We start from the raw sequence: 21,673 nt of genomic DNA on the forward strand, positions 1-21,673 counted from the left end.
TCGTTCGGGTGACGCTGCGCAACTTCCGCGGCGTCGAGGAAGGCACGGTGACGTTCGCCCCGGGCGTCACGGTGGTCGTCGGCCCCAACGAGTCGGGCAAGTCGTCCATCGCGGAGGCGATCCGGCTGCTGCGGACGACCAAGTCCAGTGCCAAGAGCCAGGCCGTCCGCAACCTCCAGCCGGTCGGACGCGACGTCGGCCCCGAGGCAGAGATCGAGCTCGAGACCGGTCCGTACGCGCTCGTCTATCGCAAGCGGTGGTTGAGCCGGCCGATGACGGAGCTCGAGGTCCGCGCGCCCGTCCCGGTGCAGCTCAGCGGCGACGAGGCACACCAGCGGTTCGACGCGATCCTCGCCGAGACCGTCGACGTCGACCTCTGGAACGCGCTCGAGGTCATCCAGGGCCAGGCGCTCGACCAGCCGTCGCTCGCCCACATCTCCGCACTCCAGCAAGCGCTCGACGACTCCGCCGGAGCGACCGGCGACCACGATGCGCTCATGACCGCGGTCGACGACGAGTACGCGCGCTACTTCACCCCTGGCGGCAAGCAGCGCGGCGACTACGCGGAGTCCGCGACGAAGATCGCCGCCCTCGAGGAGCAGGCTGCCGCGCTGCACGCGCGGAGCGCCGAGATGGACCGCTACGTCGCCGAGCACAACGTCAACGAGCGTGAGTTCGCCCGGCTCTCGACGCTCGAGGTCGAGACGCAGGCGCGGCTCGCCCAGGCGGAGAAGTCCGTGCGTGCCCTGCACACGCTCCGCGAGGAGCTCACCCGCGCCGAGGACGCCGTTCGCGTCGCCGAGAGCGGCCACGCCCAGGCTGTGCGCGACCTGGCTGCGCGTCGTTCGCTGGTCGACGACCTCAGGACGCGCGCTGACGCGGTGGAGGACGTCCAGATGCGCGTCGACACCGCCGTGAGGGCTCTGGCCGAGTCCGGCGCGGCCGCCGACGACGCACGGGTGCTCGCCGCGGCGGCGACAGAGCGGTCGACGTCGGCTCGCCGGACGAAGGACGCCGTGGCCGACGCTCTCTCACGACACCGTGACGGCGCCGAGCGACGCGTCCTCGCCCAGCGGGTCCGCCGTGCACGCGACGCGAGCGCCGCCCAGACGGCTGCCCGCGCGGAGAGCGCGTCGATCCTGGTCGACGACCTCGTGCTGGCGGAGCTGACCGACCTGGCGACCACCTGTCAGGTCGCCGAGGGTGCACGCGACGCCGCCGCCACGCGTCTGCGCATCCGCGCACACGGTGCGCACCCCGTCAGCGTCGGCGACGATCTCGTCGGCGACGACCCGTACGAGGCGACGGTCCTCGACGAGGTCCGGGTCACGATCGACGGCGTGGTCGACGTCGTGATCAGCCCGGGCACCCCACCGGCCGACCTCGACGGACGCGTCGCCGAGGCCCGCGAGGCCTTCGAGGCGGCGCTGCGCGATGCGGGCGTCGACTCCCTCGCGACGGCGCGAGCCTCCCATGAGAGGCGGCGGGCGGCGCAGGCGCGGCACGACGCGGCGCAGACCACGCTCACCGAAGCCCTCGACAGCACCACGCTCGACGAGCTGGAGGTGCGTCTCGCCACGCTCGAGCAGCGGCTCGCCGCCGCCGAGTCCGACGGCACCGCGTCGAGCGGCGACGAGCTGAGCGACAGCGAGGGCTCGTCGCGAGACGCCCTCGAGAGCGCCTACGACGCCGCCCGCGAGGCCGCCGACGAGGCCGAAGCCGCTGCGGAGGCGGCCCGCGTCGCTCACGACACCGCACGCGACCTGCTGGCGGCGACCGGTGAGGCCGCGGTCCGTGCGCGACAGGAGCTCGAGAGCGCACACGACGAGCTCGACCGCGCGACGACCCGCCTTGCGGCCGCCCGCGACGGCCGGCCCGACGCGGGCCTCGAGCGAGCAGTGGCCGAGGCCGACGGCGCACGGGCGACCGTGACGGCGGCGCGCGACGCCGCGCGGGCAGCGTTCGAGGCGGCGTCCCCGGCGACTCTCGCGATGGAGCTCGACAACGTCCGCGACCTCGTCGTGCGCGTCGATGCTGAGCTGGATCGCGCAGCCTCCCGCCGCGTCGAGCTCAAGACCCTGCTGGACGACCGAGCCGCAGAGGGCATCCACGACCGGTTGGCCGACGTCGAGGCGGCCCTCGACCGAGCGCGGTCGACCCACCTGCGCGTGCACCGCTCCGCGCAGGCGGTGCACCTCCTGCGGTCGACGCTGAGGCGTCACCGCGACGAGGCGCAGCGTCAGTACGTCGCCCCCTTCAGGGAGCGCATCGATCGCATGGGTCAGGTGGTGTTCGGACCCGACTTCCAGGTCTCGATCGGCACCGACCTCTCGATCGAGTCCCGCACCCTGGCAGGCCGCACGGTGCCGTTCGGCTCGCTGTCCGGCGGCGCTCGCGAACAGCTCGGCGTCCTCGGACGCCTGGCCTGTGCCCAGCTCGTCGCTGGAGACGGGGGCGCCCCAGTGATCCTCGACGACACGATGGGCTTCGCCGACCCGGAGCGACTCCAACAGCTCGCCGTCGTCCTCAACGACGTGGGCCGGTCGGCGCAGGTCGTTCTTCTCACCTGCCAGCCGTCCCGCTTCGACAGCGTCGGCAGCGCCCGCACGGCCCGGCTCGTGACCGCGTGACTCCCCGGCACTACTCGTTCGCGAGCATCTGGCACGTGGCCGCGCCCGTCGCGCGGGCCTTCGAGACGGTCGCCGACCTCGAGCGCTACGCCACCTGGTGGCCCGACGTCCGACACGTGGTCGGCATCGACGACGACACCGCGCGGGTGGCGATCCGCTCGACACTGCCCTACACCCTGCACCTCACCCTCCACCGGACCCGCGTCGATGGCGATGCCGGGCACCTGCTCGCCGAGATCGCGGGCGACCTCGAGGGCTGGGCGAGCTGGCGCCTGACGGCAGCGGCCGACGGCACCACGACGCTCCGCTACTCCCAGGAGGTCGTCACCACCGAGCCCTGGATGAACGCCGCCGGGCACCTGCTCGCCCCGGTGTTCCGGCTCAACCATCGCGCCATGATGCGACGAGGCCAGGCCGGCCTGACCGACCACCTCACGTCCTCCTAGCCGGACGGTCGACCTAGAGTGGGCCAGCGAGGCCGCTCCACGACGGAAGGACCACCGTGCACCGCAGACACTCACGCTCGACTCTCGCCGGAGTCGCGCTGATCGCTCTGACGCTCGCCGGATGCGGCTCCGCATCCGACCTCGCCAGTGCGGACGCCGGCTCCACGGACGCGCCCACCCCGACCACTCCCTCGCGGACGGCGACGCTGCCCCTGGACGACGTCGACACGGACCTCCCCAAGGCGGGCGACGAGATGCCCGCGTTCCGCAGTCCGACGGGCAACATCGTCTGCCGCCTCGACACCGACGGGGCGCGCTGCCAGATCAAGGACTACGCCTACAAACCTCCGCAGCGGCCCGAGGGGTGCGAGGGCGGCTGGGGAGGCGCGCTGGTCCTCGATGAGTTCGGCGGCTACTTCGCCTGCGCGGTGCCCGCGATGAGCGGCAACTCGCCGGAGCTCGCGTACGGCCGCTCGACGGTCATCGGAGCCTACGGATGCACGAGCCAGCGCACCGGCGTGACCTGCGTCGACACCGACACGGGCCGTGGATTCACGCTGTCACGCGAACGCACCGGCACGTTCTGAGCGCCGAAGGCGCCAGACGGGGCCTGAGACGACGTCACCCGGTCGAGGTCGGTGAGACCTCGGCCGGGTGACGTCTGTCGCGTACCTGTCAGAGCGTGCCGGCCTCGCGACCGCTCGCCGGAACCGTCGCGTACGGGTCGGCCGCCGCGACGCGGTCCTCCTTCGTCTGCTTCGGGAACTTCTCCTCGAGCAGCAACGCGATCGGCGACGCCACGATCACCGTGCCGAGGGTGCCGAGGACCAGACCGAGCAGCAGAGCGATCGCGAACGGCTGCAGCGACGAGCCACCGAAGATCGCCAGCGCGGCGAGGATGAAGATCGCACCCAGGCCGGTGTTGATCGTACGGGGGATCGTCTGCATGATCGCGTCGTTGAAGACCCGTCGCAGACTCTTGCCCTCCCTGCGTTCTCGCAGGTTCTCTCGGATGCGGTCGAACACGACGACGGTGTCGTTGACGTCGAGGCCGATGATCGACAGGACTGCGGCCAGGAAGACCCCGTCCACGGGTTCGCCGAGCCACGCGAAGATGCCGACGACCAGAGTGACGGTCACGGCGAGCGCAAGGACGGCGGCTCCGGCGAATGTCCACCGGAACCGGATCGCCAGATAGATCATCTGTGCACCGAGCGCGATGATGAACGCGATGATCGCCTTGTTGCGCAGCTCGTCGCCGAGGCTCGGGCCGATCAGCTCGTCGCGCTCCTTCGTCACCGGGCCCGCAGCCTCGTCGAGCGCCTGCTCGATGGTGGCGGCCTCGTCGTCGCTGATCTGGTCGGTGCGGACCGTGATGTTGTTCTGGTCGCCGGACTCACCGCTGGACTCCTGAACGACCGCGTTCGGGAAGCCGGCGTCAGCGACCACCTCGCGCGCCTCGTCGGCCGAGATCGTCTGACCGACCTTGTAGTCGAGGACGCGGCCACCGGTGAACTCGACACCGAGGTTGAGGCCCTGCGTCACGACCCCGGTGATCGCGATCACGATCGCGACGACCGTGCCGATGATGAGGGTGCCGGCACGCCCCATCACGAAGGGGCCCTTCGTGACCAGCCAGTCGCGGAACTTCCCCGTCCCGGTGAGGCCAGTGATCGCCGGACGCTTCTTGACGAAGGAGCGGCGGACCGCCCAGTCCGTGAGCACGCGCGCGATGACCAGCGCGGAGACCATCGAGGCGATCGTTCCGATGGTCAGCGTGACACCGAAGCCCTTGACGGGCCCGCTCGCGAAGATGAACAGCAGACCGGCGGCGATGATCGTCGTGACGTTGGAGTCCAGGATCGCCGTCCACGCCTTGCTGTATCCGGTGTCCAGAGCGCGTGAGAGCCCTTCACCGGTCCGCCTCAGGTATTCCTCTCGCGCTCGTTCGAAGACGAGCACGTTGGCATCGATCGCCAGGCCGATGGCGAGCACGAAGCCGGCGAGGCCGGGCAACGTCAGGGTCGCGCCGAGCCAGACGAGCATCGCGTACGAGAGCAGGGCGTACGTGCCGAGCGCGATGCTGGCGAGGAAGCCCATCAGGCGGTAGACGATGATGATGAAGACGGCGGTGAGCGCGACGCCGAACAGAGCGGCCTCGACGGAAGCCTCGATCGCGGCATCGCCCAGGGTGGCGCCGACCGTGCGCTGCTCGATGACCTCGACGGGGAGGGGCAGTGCGCCGCCCTCGATCAGGACGGCGAGGTCCTTGGAGGAGTCGGCAGTGAAGTTGCCGGTGATGCTGGTCGTCGACCCGGCGCCGGTGCAGAGGCTGGGCTGCACCTGCGGAGAGGAGATCACGCGGTCGTCGAGCATGATCGCGATCCGCTGACCGCCGGCGGTGTTCTCGCAGGCCTCTGCGACGAGCGACTGCCACCCGGGGGCGCCCTCACCGTTGAACTTGACGTTCACGACCCACTGGAGCGACTGCGACTCCTGCTCGGCGTCGGCGCTGCTGACGCCGTTGCCGTCCAACGCGACGGGGCCGACGACGATCGGGTTGCCGTCCTCGTCCTCGACGATCTGCTGGCCCTCGGCGGGCTTGGTGGTCTCATCGGCAGGGCCCACCACGTTGTGGAACGACAGCTGAGCCGTCTGGCCGATGACCTTCGCCGCTTCGCGGGGGTCCTGGACGCCGGGGAGCTCGACGATGATGCGGGTGTCACCGGCGCGTGCGAGCGTCGGCTCCGAGACACCGAGGGAGTCGACGCGGCCTCGGATCACCTCGAGCGCACGGTCGGTCGACTCGCTGTCGGCGGTGACGCGGTCGGTGGACTTCGTCTCGAGGACGATCTGCGTCCCGCCCTTGAGATCGAGGCCGAGACGAGGAGAGAAGTTCAGGGCGATGATCGCCGAGAGTACGAGGACGGCGAGTGCCGCCACGGCGCGCCACAATGGCGCGCGGGACTTGGGACCTGACACGGAAGGCTCCGGGCTTCTGACGATGGGTGACCGCACGGTGTGCGGAGGGCTGACGAGGTGGACCCGTCAGCGAGGCGGGGCCCGGGTGCGGTCCGCCGGCGGGGCCCGCCCGCCAGCAGGCGCGTGGTCGGCCGACACGGCGTCCGTGACCAGCATCAGCCCGCGCGTGTCGGCGCGGGGCGGCACCGTGCCGAGGTCGGGTCCGAGCGCGTGCTGCTCGGCCTGCGTGCGAGCACCGACGTCGACCTTGTGCAGCGTGCCCTTGGTCTGGGGGCCGATGCGGTCGTGCGCCGGGTGCGTCTCGGCGCCGCGAGGAGCGTGCTCGATCACCGAGGCGGAGGCGGCGGCGCCGCCGACGGTGAACAGGAGTGCCGAGAGGGCAGCCGCGAGCATCGCGGCAGCCAGACGGGACACGTTCCTGAACACCGCAGCAGTCTAGCCGGACGCTGATGGGGGCCCGGAGGCCGCGGTGATCTCGGTCACTCCGGGGCTGAAAGGTCCGCGATGGCGGAACCGATGGCCCGGTGGAACGTCGGGTACGCCCAGATCGTCCGGCGCAGCTCCTCGATCGGCACCTCCGCCTGGATGGCCACCGTCAGCGCGCCCAGGATCTCGCCGCCAGCGGGGCCGGCGGACGTCGCACCGACGAGAACCTGCCGGTCGGCGTCGGCAACCACCTTCACGACCCCGGCAGCGCCCGGACCGTACGTGGCGCCACGTGAGGACGCGGCGAGGTCGGTGGTGCCCGTGAGCACGGAGAGACCCTTGTCCCGGGCCTGGGCCTCCGTGAGACCGACAGCGCCGATCTCGGGATCGGTGAAGGTGACGCGGGGGAGGGCACGGTAGGACGCGCCGGCACCACCGCGCTCGAGGATCGTGGCCACGGCGATGTCCGACTGGTACATCGAGACGTGGGTGAACCCGCCCTGACCGGTGACGTCGCCGATGGCCCACAGGCCGTCGACGACCTGCTCGTCGCCTCGCTCGGCGTCGACCAGCACGCGCTGGTGTGCGTCGGTGGCGATGTAGCCGTGGCTGGTCTTGACCCCGACCGACTCGAGACCGAGCCGATCGGTGTTGGGCGTGCGCCCTGAGGACACCAGGAGACGCTGGGCCCCCAGGGTCGTCCCGTCCGCGAGGGCGACGCTGAAGCGCTCACCGTCGTGGGCCACCTCGACGACCTTGCTGGACGTCCGGATGTCGACGTCGTCGGCCTCGAGCGCTCGGGTGACGAGCTCGCTGGACTCGGGCTCCTCGTGCGCGAGGAGCCGCGGAGCTGCCTCGACGACGGTCACCGCCACGCCGTACCGCGCGTACGCCTGAGCCAGCTCGAGCCCGATCGCGCCACCGCCGAGCACCAGCAGGGACGTCGGAGCCTCGGCGCTGCGGAGCAGGTCCCGGTTCGTCCAGTACGGCGTGTCGGCCAGTCCGTCGATCGGCGGGACGGTGGGGCGCGTACCCACGTCGAGGAGGATGCCGTGCTGGGCCGTCCACGAGCGGTCGCCGACGCTGACGGTGCCCGGGCCGGTGATGGTCGCCGTCCCCCGGACGAGCCGCGCACCGGCGTTCTCGAGGCGCTCCACGGCGGCGGTGTCGTCCCAGTCGGCCGTGACAGCCGCCACCCGCGCGTACGCATCGCTGAAGTCGGGCGTCACCGTGACGTCTCCGGCGACGCCGTCGGCTGATCGGGCATCGGCGAGGAGGTCGGCCGACCGGATGAGCGTCTTCGACGGGATGCACCCGTAGTACGGGCACTCGCCACCGACCAGGGCGGCCTCGATCGCCACCACGGAGAGTCCGGCGCGGGCCAGCTCACCGGCGGCGGCCTCTCCACCGGGACCCGTTCCGATCACGACGACGTCGACAGTCTCGGGCTGTGCATGATCCATGACGCGAGCATGTCCTACGTGTCGGCTTCGCGCAGAAGAGGGGCGAGGCGCGGCGGTGCGAGACGTGAGGTGAGGCGCCGGGCTGGGAAGCGCCTCACGGCGCATGGCCGCTCGCAGCGGCTAAATGTGGGACCCGGGGCTACCGCAGCCCGGCGCGGTTCCCAGCCTAACCCAGCTCTCCACGCCGTTCATGGGCAGCGGCTCGCTGCAGGGCGGCGGCGGTCTCCACGAGCCGGAGCGCGCTGAGGGCGTCGTCGTGGTCGTCGTCGCCCAGCGAAGCGCGCCCGATCCCGACGATTCGTGCGAAGGCCGCGGCGCGGTCCAGCGTGTCCGCGAGATCGTTGGTGACGACGCCCCGGACGACCGCGTCGACGAGTGCGACGACCTCCTGCGGACCAGGCGGGTCGACGACGCCGGCGACGACCTCGTCGACCGGGGCGTGTCGCTTGCCGGCGTCGAACTCGCGTGCCGCCCGTGACGGGTCGCGTCGCACCCAGGTCCGCAGCACGTAGAGGCGCCAGAGTGCACCCGCGAGAGAGTCGGCAGGAGCCGCCGCCCACAGCTCGGCGAGGAGGTCGAGCCCGTGCTCGTCGGCAAGGGCCAGCACGCGTTCGGTGGTCTCCTGGTCGGAGGCGTCTCGGGCTCCGCGTACCAGCAGGTGCGCGACCCTTGCCCCTGCCTCGGCGCGCGAGAGCGGGTCGTCGTCGCCAGGACGCGACGCGAACAGATCTGGACCCGCGACGAGCGGCTTCTTGAACTCGGCCACCGGCTCAGCCTAGTGCGGTGGGTACGCGCACCTCTTGCCTGTGGCGCAGGACACTGGCTAAGGTCCGGAATGAACATTCATTCCGGACGACGCAGGAGCGAACCGTGGCCGACAACCTCCAGATCTTCGACCTCATGGCGTGCAACGTGTACTGGGACTTCGGGACGCCCGGCACGGACAAGCAGCAGCACAAGTTCTTGGTCGCGCTCTACCCGACCGGTGGCGCCCCCGCGCCTGAGCTGATCAAGTCGATCACCGCACGCGGTCCCGGTGGCTACGAGGTCGAGATCGCGAACCAGCCGTTCACGGCGGCGAACAAGAACGGCCACATCTACGACCGCACCACCGGTGCCCACTGGTACATGCTCAACCTGGCCACGGGCTTCATGGAGCCCGGCGAGTACACGGTCGAGGTCGTGGGGCACGACGGTTCGACGTCCACGATGTCGCGAGTCCAGAAGGACGGGCCGACCGAGGCGCTCGTCGACGCGTACACGGCGAGCCGTCGAGCGATCTACGACTCGTTCACCCCCGGTCAGGGCGACGTGCTCCCCGCCGACGCGTCGCGAGAGTCCGTCACCATCAGGTGGACCTCGCTGGAGGAGCTCGTCGGCCGGGATGCCTACTACATCCTCCGGTTGAGCGAGGGCACCAACGGTCTCGAGTTCGACACGCAGAACCTGCACTGGTGGGACAACATCTTCCTCGAGCGGCGGACCGACCCGACGGCAGGACGCAACCGAGACCATGTCACCGTCACCAACCCGCTGACGCGGGATACTCCGTACGTGTACTTCACCGAGATCACCGACAGCAACGCGATGGGCGACACCAACATCTGCATCTTCCAACCCCACCAGTCGTTCCGTGCCTGATCGCGCCCCGTCCCCGAAGCGAGACGCCATCCTCGCCGCCGCGCTCGAGGTGTTCGCGGAGCGCGGCGTCCGCGGCGTCGCCGTACCCGAGATCGCGGCGCGTGCGTCGGTCGGGACGGGGACGATCTACCGTTACTTCGCGAGCAAGGACGTGCTGGTCAACGAGCTGTTCCGCGAGCACAAGAGGGCACTCGGCGCGCGACTGGACGCGGCGTTCCGACGGCCGAGCGACCCGCCGCAGCAGCAGTTCGCGCAGTTCTGGGCGGCGCTCGTCGCCTTCGTCCGCGAAGACCCTGCGGCCTATCGGTTCCTGGAGCTGCAGGACCACCTCTCGTACCTCGACGATGAGAGCCGGCGGGTCGAGCGGGAGCTCCTCGAGCCGATGGGGGCGGGTGTCTCGCGGCTTCAGCGGTCCGGTTCGCTGCGTGACGACCTCCGCCACGAGGTCGTCATGGCGATGATCTGGGGCGCCTTCGTCAACCTGTTCAAGGCCGAGCGCCAGGGATACCTCGTCCTCACCGATGACGATCTCGCCGCGGCGAGGGACGGCTGCTGGCGGATGATCGCGCTGTAGCGCGACTCAGAGGCTCCTGCGCGCGGTGGCGAGAGCGCTCGCCGTCAGCGCGACCTGCCACGGCCGTGCGCCGCGAGCCGTGAGGAACTCCGCGACCGCGTCCTGGTCGCCGCCGGCAGGGTCGTCCCACGCCAGCCGTCGCACCGTCTCCGGCGTGAGGAGGTTCTCGGACGGGAGGTCGTGGCGCTCCGCGATCGCGGTGAGCGCCGTCCGGTACGCCGTGAGGCGCGCTGCGGCCTCGGGATTGCGGTCGGGCCACGAACGAGGTGGCGGTGGCCCGTCGGCGTCGCTCGCGGCGGCGGACGGCAGATCGCGCTCCGCGACCTCACGGGCTTGGCTCACCGCGGCGTCCCAGGTGTCGAGGTAGCGGCGGGCACCGCGGCTGCGCATCACGTCGAGGTCGCGCAGCTCCTGGCGGCTGGCGGGGTTCGCCCGGGCGATCGCGACGATCACCGCGTCGTTGAGCACCCTGCCGGGGGTGACGTCCCGCTCGCGGGCGATCACGTCGCGGGCCTCCCACAGCGAGCGCACGGTGGCAAGGCGGCGTGCGCCGCGGACCTTGTGGATGCCGGACGTACGCCGCCAAGGCTCGGATCGTGCGGCGGGGCCGGTGAACGAGAGCAGTGCGGAGAACTCCTCCTGCGCCCACTCGAGCTTGCCGGCCGCGTCGAGGCGACGCTCCAGCTCGTCGCGGAGCCCGACGAGGGGCTCCACGTCCAGCGCGGCGTACAGCAGCCACGGCTCCGGCAGCGGCCTGGTGGACCAGTCGGCGGCCGAGTGCTCCTTGGCGAGGCTCATGCCGAAGACCTCCTGGACGAGCGCGGCGAGGCCGACTCGGGGGAGGTTGAGGAGGCGTCCTGCCAGCTCGGTGTCGAAGAGCGTGCGCGGGCGCAGCCCCACCTCGGCGAGGGACGGCAGGTCCTGCGTGGCCGCGTGGAGGATCCACTCGGTCGACGCGAGGACTTCGTTGAGTGCACCCAGGTCGTCGAACGCGACGGGGTCGATCAGCGCGGTGCCGGCCCCTTCGCGGCGCAGCTGGATGAGGTAGGCACGCTGTGAGTAGCGGTATCCGGACGCTCGCTCGGCGTCGATGGCGACCGGGCCCGTGCCTGCCTGGAGCGACTCGAGGACCGCGGCGAGCGTGGCAGGGTCGTCGACGACACTCGGAAGCGGATCGCGCAGCTCGAGCGGCGGCAGCACGACCGGCTCGGGAACCTCGGACGGCTCCTCCGCCGGATCTTCGGCCGGCGGCTCGATGGTGTCCGTCACCGCCGCGGCCGCCCCTCACGGCCACGTCGGGGGAGGGTCAGGACGCCGGGAGCGAGCGGAGGCAGCCCGGCGACGTTGCACAGCAGCTCGCTCCAGGCGGAGGCGTGGCGCGCGAGGTCGTCGCCCGAGCCGAACAACGGGGTCCACGAGGCGCGGATCTCCAGCTGCGCACGGGAGCCGTCCTCCTCCATGCCGCCGAACCCCTCGGTGCGGACCGTCGTCACGCTGCCGCTGGGGGCGACGTACGCGGCGTTCTTGGCGTAGAGCGCCTCGACCAGCCAGCTCCACCCGACCTCGGGAAGGACGGGGTCGGCGGCCATGTCGGCGTCGACGTCCGCCCGGGTGAACGTCACCAGGCGGAACGTCCCCTGCCAGGCGTCGTTGCCGCCCGGGTCGTGGAGCAGGACGAGGCGACCGGTGCCGATCTCGTCGCCGCCAGCGTGGACGTCGCCGCTCTGCGCGTACGAGTACGGGGCGATCCGTCGGGGAGCCGGAAGCTCCTCGCACACCACCTCTGGTCGTAGCTCGGCGTCGCGCAGTGCGGCGACAGCATCGATGAACTCGGACGGCTGACCGTCGAGCTCGCTCCGTGCTGCCATACCCCCACCCTAGATCGCGCCGCCTCAGACCTGGGGCAGCGACGCGCCGTGCGACCTGCGAGGATCGTCGTGTGACTGCCCCGCAGAAGGACGACAGGTCCGCTGAGCCGACACCCGCGAAGGCCGCCTCGGTCGAGAAGCCGAAGGCCGGTGAGGCGAAGAAGCCGAAGGCCGGTGAGGCGAAGAAGCCGAAGTCCGGCGCAGCGGCAGCGCCCGAGGCCAAGTCCACCAGTGCTTTCCTCGCGGCCTGCCGCGGCGAGAAGCCGAGCCACGTCCCAGTCTGGTTCATGCGCCAGGCGGGGCGTTCGCTCCCGGAGTACCGGAAGGTCCGCGAGGGCGTCCCGATGCTCGAGTCGTGCACACGCCCCGAGATGGTCGTGGAGATCACGATGCAGCCGGTCCGCCGGTACGGCGTCGATGCGGCGATCTTCTACTCCGACATCGTGGTCCCGCTGAAGGCGATCGGGGTCGACCTCGACATCGTTCCCGGCACGGGGCCTGTCGTCGAGCACCCGATCCGCTCGGTCAAGGACGTGGAGAAGCAGCTCCGTGACCTCGAGCCAGGCGACGTCTCGTACGTCTCCGAGGCCGTGCGAGGACTGGTCGGCGAGCTCGGCGACACCCCGCTCATCGGCTTCTCCGGTGCACCGTTCACGCTCGCGTCCTACCTCATCGAGGGCGGCCCCTCACGCGACCACCGGCTCACCAAGGAGCTGATGTACCGCGACCCCGACACGTGGGACGCGCTCCTGGGCAGGCTCGCGAAGATCGCTGCCGCCTTCCTCCGGGTGCAGGTCGAGGCCGGCGCCCAGGCGGTCCAGCTGTTCGACTCGTGGGCCGGCTCGCTGTCGCGCGACGACTACGTCCGCTACGTCAAGCCCTACGCCAAGACGGTGCTCGACGCCGTCGCCGACCTAGACGTGCCTCGGATCCACTTCGGTGTCGGTACGGGCGAGCTGCTCGGGGAGATGGCCGACGCCGGGGCCGACGTGGTCGGCGTCGACTGGCGCGTCGATCTCGCGGACGGGATCAAGCGGGTCGGCGCCAAGCGGGCCGTCCAGGGCAACCTCGACCCGACGGCTCTCTTCGCGCCGGACGACATCATGAAGGCGAAGGCCGACGCCGTGATGAAGGCGGGACGCAAGGCACGGGGCCATGTCTTCAACCTCGGTCACGGAGTCCTCCCCGCGACCGACCCCGACGCGCTGAAGCGCCTGGTCGACCACGTCCACGCGTACGAGGTTCGCTGAGGACACCGGATGAGGGACGTCGGATGAGCTCTTCCGTACACGTCGCGGTCGTCGGCGGAGGTCTGGCCGGTGCCACCGCAGCACGAGAGCTGGTCGCCCGGCTGCCCGATGCGGTCGTGACCGTGTACGAGTCCACCGACCACGTGGGCGGCAAGCTCGCCGGCACCGAGGTCGGCGGCGTCGTGGTCGACGTCGGCGCCGAGTCGATGCTCAACCGAAGGCCCGAGGCGGTCGCGCTCGCGACCGACGTCGGGCTGGGGGAGCGCCTCGTCCATCCGGAGCCGGTCACCGCTGCACTCTGGACGCGCGGCGCCCTCCGGTCGCTGCCACCGTCGGTGATGGGTGTGCCCAGCAGCATGTCGGCGCTCGCCGAGAGCCGTGTGCTGAGTCGTACGGGCTTCGTGCGGGCGCGGACCGACCTGCCGGTGCCGACGCCCTCCGACGACGTGTCGGTCGCCTCGTACGTGGGGCGGCGCCTCGGACGCGAGGTCGTGGACGTCCTGGTCGAGCCGCTCCTCGGCGGGGTCTACGCGGGGCACGCCGCAGAGCTCTCGGTGCAGGCCGCTGCTCCTGCGATCTGGGCACTTCACCGGCGCGGGAGCAGGATCGCCCACGCCGCTGCAGAGCAGTCGGCCTCAGCGCCACGCGACCTTCCGCCTGTGTTCGCGGGGCTCGACGGCGGACTGTGGCAGCTGCCGCGCGCGGTCGTCGACCACCCGAGCATCGTCGTCCGGACGTTGTCGACGGTCCGCGAGATCGCCCCGCTGCCCGAGGGTCGGTGGAGCCTCGTCGTCGGGCCCGCGAACGCCGCTGAGCGGCTCGAGGCGGACGCGGTCGTCCTCGCCACCCCGGCTGCACCCACCGCGCGACTTCTGGCGCCAGCCGTCCCGGTCGCAGCGCGGCTCCTGAGGGAGATCGACTACGCGTCGATGGCGATCGTCACCCTGGCGGTCCGACGCGACCAGGTCGCGTCGGGGACCGGCGGATCCGGGTTCCTCGTCCCCCCGGTCGAAGGCCGTGCGATCAAGGCCGCCACGTTCTCGTCGACGAAGTGGGGATGGCTCGGCGAGCGCGCCGGCGACCTCGTGATCATGCGGGCGTCACTGGGTCGCGCGGGGGAGGAGCACGTCCTCCAGCGCGACGACGCCGAGCTCGTCGCCACCGCGGTCGCCGACCTGCGCGACGCGATCGGCCTGCACGGACCGCTCGCCGACGCGCACGTCCAGCGCTGGGGTGGGGGGTTGCCGCAGTACACGGTCGGTCATCTCCGTCGCGTCGAGCAGATCGGCGAGGCCATGGCGGGTGCGCCCGGGCTCGCCGTCTGCGGCGCCGCGTACGGCGGAGTGGGTATCCCTGCGGTCATCGCATCGGGTCGGGCTGCGGCCCAGACCATCGCGGACCACCTCGAGAGCGCCGATCAGCGAGAGGCAGAATGAGCACATGACCACGCACGAGGTTGACCACGAGGCCCTGAACGCCACGATCCGCTACACGGCCTGGTCGGTGTTCCGGCTCGAGACCGCCTTCGGCGACGTGGCGGACCGGACGAAGGTCATCGCCGAGGTCGAGGAGCTGTTCGCCGAGCTGGCGGACTCGGACCTGGTCGTGCGGGGTCTGTACGACGTGTCGGCGCTGCGCGCGGACGCCGACATCATGATCTGGTGGCACGCCGCGACCGCTGATGCGCTGCAGGACGCCTACCACGCCTTCCGTCGTACGGCGCTGGGCGAGCGGCTCGCGCCGGTCTGGTCCCAGATGGGGCTGCACCGCCCGGCGGAGTTCAACCGGTCGCACACCCCGGCGTTCCTCTCCGAGCCGGGCGGCAAGGCGTACCTGTGCGTCTACCCGTTCGTCCGCTCGTACGACTGGTACGTGCTGCCGGACGCGGACCGCCGCGAGATGCTGCGCGAGCACGGGATGCTCGCCGCTGGGTACGAGGACGTGCGCGCCAACACGGTGTCGGCGTTCGCGCTCGGCGACTACGAGTGGCTGCTCGCCTTCGAGGCCGACGAGCTGCACCGCATCGTCGACCTCATGCGCGACCTGCGGGCGTCGAAGGCTCGCCTGCACGTGCGCGAGGAGATCCCGTTCTACACCGGGCGCCTGCGTACCGTCGCAGAGATCGTCGACACCCTGCCCTGACCCCGTTCGCGAGTCACCGCCGGCGGTTCGCGAGTCAGGAGGCGTCGGGGACGAGGCGCAGACTCACTCCGTTGATGCAGTAGCGCTGGTCCGTCGGGGTCGGGAAGCCCTCGCCCTCGAAGACGTGCCCGAGGTGGGACCCGCAACGGGCGCAGCGCACCTCGACGCGCCGCATCCCCAGCGTGTTGTCCTCGATCAGCTCGACGCGGTCGCCTGCCAGCGGCGAGAAGAATGCCGGCCAGCCGCAGTGCGCGTCGAACTTGGTGTCGCTGCGGAACAGCTCGGCACCGCAGGCCCGGCACTCGTACACGCCGGGTGTCTCGTCGGTCTCGTAAGGGCTGCTGAAAGCGCGCTCGGTGCCCGCCTCGCGAAGCACGTGGAACTCCTGGGGCGTGAGCTCGACACGCCACTCGTCATCGGTCTTCTGCACGTCGTACGCCATGTCTCCATCGTACGGACAGACACACGCGGTGACTCGCGGTCAGATGAGGGACGCGCCCTCGCCGGCGCCGGAGGACTGCGCGTCGAACGACTCGTGCTCGATGAGGTGCAACGTCGGCACGTCGAGCTTGCGCTCCGCCCGCGAGGCCCAGTCGACGTGGAAGAACGACGAGAACACGTGCGACGTCGTGAGGATGATCGCCTCCTCGGCGCCGACCGACGTGACGAGCTCGGCCAGGGCGTTCACCGGATCGTCGCGGGTGATCGTGCCGCGGGCGGTCGTGTCGGCCCTGCCGGCGGCGACCACGAGCTCCACCGAGCGGCGGAGGCTCGCGTCGCCCTCCTCGGTGACGGCCTGGTCGATCTCGCTGATCGAGCGCGCGTCCGGCATCGCGAGGTCGGCGCCACCGAGCACGCCGAGGGACGTCGCCATCGTTGCCGCCGCGTCCTCGACGGGGAGCAGGAGGTGGTAGACGACCGGATCGTCGAGGCCGTCGTGCAGGGCGACGAGCTGTTGCGCATCGAGCGCGGAGAGCTCCTGCTCGAACAGCACAGCCACGTCGTACGGGGTGCGCGTGTCGGGGGTGGGCTCAGTCATCGCTGCTGCCTTTCGTGACGAGGTCGCCGACTCGCGTCCTCTGGCCTCAGACTACCGCCCGCTGCCCCCCGTCGGAGCACGCGGCATACTGCGTCGCATGACGACGACGAGGTTGACCGACGCGCTCCGGATCGGCCGCGGGAAGGTGGACCTCTCCGCGTACGACTCGCGCTCGACTCCCGGCTTCGGGGGGACGAAGCGCGACCAGCCGAAGGCCCTCGAGTCGCTGGCCGGCCCGCTGTCCGACAACCAGGAACGGCTGTACGCCGGCGCGGTCGCCGGGACGTCCGACCGCCGGGTCCTCGTGGTGCTGCAGGGGATGGACACGTCCGGCAAGGGCGGCACCGTCCGGAACGCTGTCGGCCTGCTGGACCCGCAAGGCGTCACCGTCACGTCCTTCAAGGCGCCGACGGCCGACGAGCTCGCGCACGACTTCCTCTGGCGGGTCGAGCGCGCGCTGCCCCAGGCGGGCGAGGTCGGGATCTTCGACCGCTCGCACTACGAGGACGTCCTCATCGGTCGCGTGCGGGAGCTGGCCGATCCCGCCGAGATCGAGCGGCGCTACGACGCGATCAACGCGTTCGAGCAGAGCCTGGTGGACTCCGGCTGCACGATCATCAAGTGCTTCCTCCACATCTCGCCGGACGACCAGCTCGAACGGCTGCGCGCCCGGCTCGACGACCCGACGAAGCACTGGAAGTACAACGCCGCCGACGTCGACGAGAGGCTGCTGTGGCCCCGCTACCAGGAGGCGTACGAGACGGTCCTCGAGCTGTGCGCCACCGACGCCGCACCCTGGTACGTCGTCCCGAGCGGACGCAAGTGGTACCGCAACTGGGCCGTCGCGCAGCTGCTCGCCGAGCACCTCGGCGACGTCGCGCCGGAGTGGCCGAAGGCGGACTTCGACGTCGAGGTCGAGCGCCAGCGGCTCGACGCCACGGCGGACGTCGGCCACTGACGCTCAGGCCAGACTGCGGATCACCTCAGGCCGGATCAGGTCAGGCCGGGATGGGAACCAGGTCGACCGCACCGACCGCGTAGCGGGCGAGGATCACGTGAGCCAGCTCGGGTGATGCGCCGAGCGGGTCGGAGACCGCGACGGCTCCGGCCTCGAGCGCGAGCTCGCCAGCCCGGTCAGGGAGGAATCCCGGTGCGAGGAACAGCGACCCGACGGCGATGTGACGCTTGCCGTCGTTGCGCAGCTGCCGCACCGCCTCGCCGGTCGCCGGCGGAGCCGCCGACGCGAACGCGGCGAGCACCGGCAGCTTGTGGCGCGCGCCCCACGCGCGGGCGACACGCGCGACATGGGCGTTCGCCAGCGTGTCGGACGACCCGGCGGACGCCAGGACGAGCGCGTCGAGCTCGGTGGCGCGCGCTTCGCGCAGCGCGGCCCGCAGGCGCAGGTCGAGCACGCCGAGGAAGCTCTTGTGGACGCCGAGCACGTCGGTCGCGATGACGCGGACGTGCGGGTGGCGCTGGCGGATCGCCTCGAGGACCTGCGGCACGTCGACGTTCGCGTGGTACGCCTGCGTGAGCAGCAGCGGCACGACGACGATCTCGTCGAAGCCCTCGGCCACGAGCCGGTCTGCGACCGTCAGCGGCGACGGGTCGGCGAGCTCGAGGAAGGACTCCTCGACGCGCAGGTCCGGACGCATGCACCGGACCAACTCCGTCAGTGATGCGATGGTTGCGGCCGAGCGAGGATCACGGCTTCCGTGAGCGAGCGTGATGAGTGCCGGGGCGGTCATGGTGCATTCCTCCTTCCGGGAGGGTGTCGGGTGGTCTCGATCGCTTCGCGCCTCGACCAGCGGTGGGGTTGTCTAGAGGTGGATGCCGCACTCGTTCTTGGCGGTGCCGGCCCAGCGGCCGCTGCGGGCGTCCTCGCCCGGTGCGACGCGCTGCGTGCAGGGCCAGCAGCCGATCGACGGGTATCCGTCGTACTGGAGGGGGTTGACCAGGACGCCGTTCTCGGCGATGTAGCGGTCGACGTCGTCAGCGGTCCAGCGGGCCAGCGGCGAGACCTTGACCTTGCGCTTGCTGTCGTCCCAGCCCACCACGGGCGCGATGACGCGGCTGTGCGTCTCGTCGCGGCGGAGCCCGGTCGCCCACGCGTCGTAGCCGGCGAGGGCGTCCTGCAGCGGCTTCACCTTGCGGAGCGCGCAGCAGAGGTCGGGGTTCGTACGGAACAGGTCCTTGCCGTGCGTGGCATCCTGCTCGGCGACGCTCTGGACGGGGGTGATCGTGAGGAGGTTGACGGGCAGCGTCGCCTCGACCGCGTCGCGCGTGCCGATCGTCTCCGGGAAGTGGTAGCCGGTGTCCAGGAACACCACGTCGATCCCGGGCGCGACCTTGCCGGCGATGTCGGCCAGCACGGCGTCGCCCATCGAGGACGTCACACAGAACCGCTCACCGAACTGCTGGACCGCCCACTCCACGATGAGCTCGGCCGGTGCGAGCTCGAGCTCGGGGCCCGCGATGCTGGCGAGCTCCTCCAGCTCCTCGGCGGAGCGGGCGGGGATGCCGTCGCGTACTGCTGTCGTGGTCATGCGTTGTCACCTCCAGGTTTGATCAGTCCGATGAACGAGAGGGAGAAGGCACGGAGGCAGGCGCGGCACTCCCACGCGCCGTGCTGCGTGCCGTGAGGACGGAGGTCCTCGTCGCCGCAGTACGGGCAGTGGAACGGAGCCGCGCGGTTGCTCATCGCAGGGCGTCTTCCTCGGCACGGGCGACCCACTGCGCGAACGACTCGCCGTCCGCGCGCTGGTCGAGGTAGCCGCGGACGACGCTCTCGACGTAGTCGGGGAGCCCGGCCGCCGTGACCTTGTGAGCACGTAGCTTGCGGCCGAACCCGGGGGTGAGGCCGAGCGCGCCACCGAGGTGGACCTGGAATCCCTCGACCTGCTGTCCCTCGTCGAGGACGAGCTGGCCCTTGAGGCCGATGTCGGCGGTCTGGATCCGGGCGCACGAGTTGGGGCAGCCGTTGACGTTGATCGTGATCGGCTCGTCGAGCTCGGGGATCCGCTGCTGCATCTCCTCGATCAGCAGGTCGGCGCGCTGCTTGGTGTCGACGATCGCGAGCTTGCAGAACTCGATGCCGGTGCAGGCCATCGTGTTGCGGCGCCACGGCGACGGGTTGGCCTCGAGGCCGATCGCGTCGAGCGCCGCGACCAGCGAGTCGACCTTGTCCGGGGCGACGTCGAGGACGAGGAGCTTCTGCTGCGCGGTCGTACGGACCCGGTTGCTGCCGTGCGCCTCGACGACGTCGGCGAGCTGGGAGAGGACGGTGCCGGTGACGCGTCCGACCTTCGGGGCGACGCCGACGTAGAAGTTGCCGTCCTTCTGCTGGTGGACGCCGACGTGGTCGCCGGGCGTCTGCGGTGCGGGAGCCTCGGGACCGTCGACCAGCTTGCGCTTGAGGTACTCGTTCTCGAGGACGTCCCGGAACTTCTCCGGACCCCAGTCGGCGATCAGGAACTTGATGCGTGCGCGGGTGCGGAGACGGCGGTAGCCGTAGTCACGGAAGACCGAGACGATGCCGTGCCAGACCTCGGGGATCTCCTCGAGCGGGACCCACGCGCCGAGACGCTGCGCGAGCATCGGGTTGGTCGACAGGCCGCCGCCGACGAGGAGGTCGAAGCCGGGTCCGTGGTCGGGGTGGACGACGCCCGTGAACGCGACGTCGTTGATCTGCGGCACGGTGTCGTGGCTCGGATGGCCGCTGATGGCCGTCTTGAACTTGCGCGGCAGGTTGGAGAGCTCCGGGTCACCGATGTAGCGGCGCTCGATCTCGTCGACCGCCCAGGTGCCGTCGATGATCTCGTCGGCGGCGATGCCGGCGACGGGGGAGCCGAGGATGACGCGCGGGCAGTCGCCGCAGGCCTCCTGCGTCGAGAGGCCGACCGACTCCAGCCGGTCCCAGATCTCCGGCATGTCCTCGACGCGGATCCAGTGGTACTGGACGTTCTGGCGGTCGGTGAGGTCGGCCGTGTCGCGTCCGAACTCCGTCGAGATGCCGGCGACCGTCCGCAGCTGCTCGAGGTCGAGCTGGCCGCCGTCGATGCGGACACGAAGCATGAAGTAGGAGTCCTCGAGCTCCTCCGGCTCCAGCGTCGCGGTCTTGCCGCCGTCGATGCCGGGCTTGCGCTGGGTGTAGAGACCCCACCAGCGGAAGCGGCCCCGGAGGTCGGCCTTGTCGATCGAGTCGAAGCCGCCGTGAGCGTAGATGTTCTCGATCCGTGCACGCACGTTGAGCGGGTTGTCGTCCTTCTTGGACTGCTCGTTGGCGTTGAGGGGCTCGCGGTACCCGAGGGCCCACTGGCCCTCGCCCTTCTTACGTCGGGGGCGCGCAGCGCGTACGGGGGCGTCGGTGGTCGCAGTCATGGGGCGTCCTGTCGAAGAATGCTCGAGAAGAGGGAAGCTGACGGTCGTGCCGGCACTCAGAGGCCGGGAGGCAAGATCAGGCGCAACGACACATCATGCTGCGCATACGACCGAAGTCCACGTGGCGACGGGCCGCCAGGTGTGTGGTCTGCGCTGTGAGCATGGTCGTAAGTCTGTGCCGCACAGGCGCTCGAGGGCAATGGCAAGTCTTGCGATGTGAGACATCACGCCACATCGTGAGACGGCTCGTTTCGCAGATCCCGCCGTTCCGGGGATCTGGGGGGGTCGGTGTGACCGCAGCCACAAAGCCCGGTACGCAATCAGCACCGGTGAATGAAACCCGTCCGGACGTCGATCGGACGCGTTCGTCCGGTCGGCCTAGCGTTTGCGCATGGTCGCAGTCTCGCGCACGTTCACCGTCGACACGCCCCTGAGCGATGTCTTCTCCTACCTCAGCGACTTCACGAGCACCGAGCAGTGGGACCCAGGGACGGTGGAGACCACCCGCGTCTCGGGCGACGGAGGAGTCGGTACGCGCTACCGCAACGTCTCGCGGTTCCTCGGGAAGTCGGTGGAGCTGACGTACGAGACCACCCGGCTCGAGCCCGACGCGGTCTTCGAGGTCGTCGGCAAGAACGACACCGTGACCACGAGGGACCACATGACGTTCGCGGCGGTCGGCGCGGGGACGCAAGTCAGCTACACCGCCGACTTCGGCTTCCACGGACTCGTCGGCAAGATCCCCGACGCCGTGCTGCGCATCCCGCTGGAGCGGCTCGCGGACAAGACGGTCCGGCAGATGCAGGCGACGCTCGCCGACCTCTGAGGGCCG

The 21,673-nt window shown here is 70.9% G+C and carries 22 protein-coding genes; 10 read left to right on the forward strand and 12 right to left on the reverse strand.

What is annotated here, in order from left to right; all coding sequences use genetic code 11:
- Positions 1-8 precede the first annotated feature (8 nt).
- From AB3M34_RS09730 to AB3M34_RS09740, 3 genes are read left to right on the forward strand one after another with little or no spacing between them, the layout of a single operon-like run.
- Positions 9-2,630: an AAA family ATPase gene (locus tag AB3M34_RS09730; protein WP_370619418.1), complete on the forward strand. Its 2,622-nt coding sequence runs from the start codon at positions 9-11 to the stop codon at positions 2,628-2,630.
- A gap of 35 nt (positions 2,631-2,665) precedes the next feature.
- On the forward strand, positions 2,666-3,076 hold the full coding sequence (locus AB3M34_RS09735) for an SRPBCC family protein (protein WP_370619420.1): 411 nt from the start codon (positions 2,666-2,668) through the stop codon (positions 3,074-3,076).
- 56 nt (positions 3,077-3,132) lie between these two features.
- Positions 3,133-3,663: a DUF6636 domain-containing protein gene (locus AB3M34_RS09740; protein ID WP_370619422.1), complete on the forward strand. Its 531-nt coding sequence runs from the start codon at positions 3,133-3,135 to the stop codon at positions 3,661-3,663.
- 88 nt (positions 3,664-3,751) lie between these two features.
- Here AB3M34_RS09740 and secD read toward each other — a convergent pair whose 3' ends face one another.
- The 4 genes from secD to AB3M34_RS09760 all read right to left on the reverse strand — a co-directional run bounded on the left by secD (position 3,752) and on the right by AB3M34_RS09760 (position 8,713).
- Positions 3,752-6,058 carry a protein translocase subunit SecD gene (gene secD / locus AB3M34_RS09745; RefSeq protein ID WP_370619424.1) on the reverse strand — a complete coding sequence of 769 codons (2,307 nt, stop codon included), beginning with the start codon at positions 6,056-6,058 and terminating at the stop codon, positions 3,752-3,754.
- A 66-nt stretch (positions 6,059-6,124) separates the two neighbouring features.
- Positions 6,125-6,484 (reverse strand): hypothetical protein, encoded by a 360-nt coding sequence (locus AB3M34_RS09750; RefSeq protein WP_370619426.1) that lies wholly within the window; start codon positions 6,482-6,484, stop codon positions 6,125-6,127.
- 53 nt (positions 6,485-6,537) lie between these two features.
- A complete protein-coding gene (locus tag AB3M34_RS09755; RefSeq protein ID WP_370619428.1) occupies positions 6,538-7,947 on the reverse strand; it encodes a dihydrolipoyl dehydrogenase family protein in 1,410 nt (469 codons plus the stop codon).
- 166 nt (positions 7,948-8,113) lie between these two features.
- Positions 8,114-8,713, reverse strand: coding sequence for a hypothetical protein (locus AB3M34_RS09760; protein ID WP_370619429.1), 600 nt, complete (start codon positions 8,711-8,713; stop codon positions 8,114-8,116).
- 104 nt (positions 8,714-8,817) lie between these two features.
- Here AB3M34_RS09760 and AB3M34_RS09765 point away from each other — a divergent pair, with 104 nt between their 5' ends.
- Complete coding sequence (locus AB3M34_RS09765) at positions 8,818-9,588, forward strand: hypothetical protein (protein ID WP_370619431.1); 771 nt, start codon at positions 8,818-8,820, stop codon at positions 9,586-9,588.
- On the forward strand, positions 9,581-10,162 hold the full coding sequence (locus AB3M34_RS09770) for a TetR/AcrR family transcriptional regulator (RefSeq protein WP_370619433.1): 582 nt from the start codon (positions 9,581-9,583) through the stop codon (positions 10,160-10,162). Before AB3M34_RS09765 ends, AB3M34_RS09770 begins: the two co-directional genes overlap by 8 nt.
- Positions 10,163-10,168: 6 nt before the next feature.
- On the opposite strand, the gene AB3M34_RS09775 is transcribed toward AB3M34_RS09770, so the two are convergent.
- Both AB3M34_RS09775 and AB3M34_RS09780 read right to left on the reverse strand, forming a co-directional pair.
- A complete protein-coding gene (locus AB3M34_RS09775) occupies positions 10,169-11,431 on the reverse strand; it encodes a ribonuclease D (protein ID WP_370619434.1) in 1,263 nt (420 codons plus the stop codon).
- Positions 11,428-12,030, reverse strand: coding sequence for a DUF3000 domain-containing protein (locus tag AB3M34_RS09780; protein ID WP_370619436.1), 603 nt, complete (start codon positions 12,028-12,030; stop codon positions 11,428-11,430). Before AB3M34_RS09780 ends, AB3M34_RS09775 begins: the two co-directional genes overlap by 4 nt.
- A gap of 71 nt (positions 12,031-12,101) precedes the next feature.
- On the opposite strand from AB3M34_RS09780, the gene hemE reads away from it, so the two are divergent.
- The 3 genes from hemE to hemQ are packed head-to-tail and all read left to right on the forward strand — an operon-like array spanning position 12,102 to position 15,422.
- Positions 12,102-13,280, forward strand: coding sequence for a uroporphyrinogen decarboxylase (gene hemE, locus AB3M34_RS09785; RefSeq protein WP_370619438.1), 1,179 nt, complete (start codon positions 12,102-12,104; stop codon positions 13,278-13,280).
- Between the two features lie 23 nt (positions 13,281-13,303).
- Complete coding sequence (gene hemG, locus AB3M34_RS09790) at positions 13,304-14,716, forward strand: protoporphyrinogen oxidase (RefSeq protein WP_370619440.1); 1,413 nt, start codon at positions 13,304-13,306, stop codon at positions 14,714-14,716.
- Positions 14,717-14,720: 4 nt separating this feature from the next.
- A complete protein-coding gene (hemQ, locus tag AB3M34_RS09795) occupies positions 14,721-15,422 on the forward strand; it encodes a hydrogen peroxide-dependent heme synthase (RefSeq protein ID WP_370619442.1) in 702 nt (233 codons plus the stop codon).
- Between the two features lie 34 nt (positions 15,423-15,456).
- Here hemQ and msrB read toward each other — a convergent pair whose 3' ends face one another.
- Both msrB and AB3M34_RS09805 read right to left on the reverse strand, forming a co-directional pair.
- The gene (gene msrB / locus AB3M34_RS09800) at positions 15,457-15,864 is read right to left on the reverse strand and encodes a peptide-methionine (R)-S-oxide reductase MsrB (protein ID WP_370619444.1); all 408 of its coding nucleotides are present in this window, start codon (positions 15,862-15,864) and stop codon (positions 15,457-15,459) included.
- A gap of 39 nt (positions 15,865-15,903) precedes the next feature.
- On the reverse strand, positions 15,904-16,461 hold the full coding sequence (locus AB3M34_RS09805; protein ID WP_370619446.1) for a hypothetical protein: 558 nt from the start codon (positions 16,459-16,461) through the stop codon (positions 15,904-15,906).
- 97 nt (positions 16,462-16,558) lie between these two features.
- Between AB3M34_RS09805 and AB3M34_RS09810 the strand changes: the two genes are divergently transcribed.
- A complete protein-coding gene (locus AB3M34_RS09810) occupies positions 16,559-17,419 on the forward strand; it encodes a PPK2 family polyphosphate kinase (RefSeq protein ID WP_370619447.1) in 861 nt (286 codons plus the stop codon).
- A gap of 40 nt (positions 17,420-17,459) precedes the next feature.
- Here the strand turns inward: AB3M34_RS09810 and AB3M34_RS09815 are convergent, their stop codons facing one another.
- The 4 genes from AB3M34_RS09815 to AB3M34_RS09830 form a co-directional block, all read right to left on the reverse strand.
- Positions 17,460-18,209 carry a sirohydrochlorin chelatase gene (locus AB3M34_RS09815; RefSeq protein WP_370619449.1) on the reverse strand — a complete coding sequence of 250 codons (750 nt, stop codon included), beginning with the start codon at positions 18,207-18,209 and terminating at the stop codon, positions 17,460-17,462.
- A 72-nt stretch (positions 18,210-18,281) separates the two neighbouring features.
- The gene (locus AB3M34_RS09820; RefSeq protein WP_370619450.1) at positions 18,282-19,007 is read right to left on the reverse strand and encodes a phosphoadenylyl-sulfate reductase; all 726 of its coding nucleotides are present in this window, start codon (positions 19,005-19,007) and stop codon (positions 18,282-18,284) included.
- Positions 19,004-19,162: a hypothetical protein gene (locus AB3M34_RS09825; RefSeq protein WP_370619451.1), complete on the reverse strand. Its 159-nt coding sequence runs from the start codon at positions 19,160-19,162 to the stop codon at positions 19,004-19,006. Before AB3M34_RS09825 ends, AB3M34_RS09820 begins: the two co-directional genes overlap by 4 nt.
- Positions 19,159-20,841: a nitrite/sulfite reductase gene (locus AB3M34_RS09830; RefSeq protein ID WP_370619453.1), complete on the reverse strand. Its 1,683-nt coding sequence runs from the start codon at positions 20,839-20,841 to the stop codon at positions 19,159-19,161. Before AB3M34_RS09830 ends, AB3M34_RS09825 begins: the two co-directional genes overlap by 4 nt.
- A 391-nt stretch (positions 20,842-21,232) precedes the next feature.
- Here AB3M34_RS09830 and AB3M34_RS09835 point away from each other — a divergent pair, with 391 nt between their 5' ends.
- Positions 21,233-21,667, forward strand: coding sequence for an SRPBCC family protein (locus AB3M34_RS09835; RefSeq protein ID WP_370619455.1), 435 nt, complete (start codon positions 21,233-21,235; stop codon positions 21,665-21,667).
- Positions 21,668-21,673: the final 6 nt, after the last annotated feature.

The sequence above is a fragment of the Mumia sp. Pv4-285 genome (assembly GCF_041320275.1).
GTDB lineage: Bacteria > Actinomycetota > Actinomycetes > Propionibacteriales > Nocardioidaceae > Mumia > Mumia qirimensis.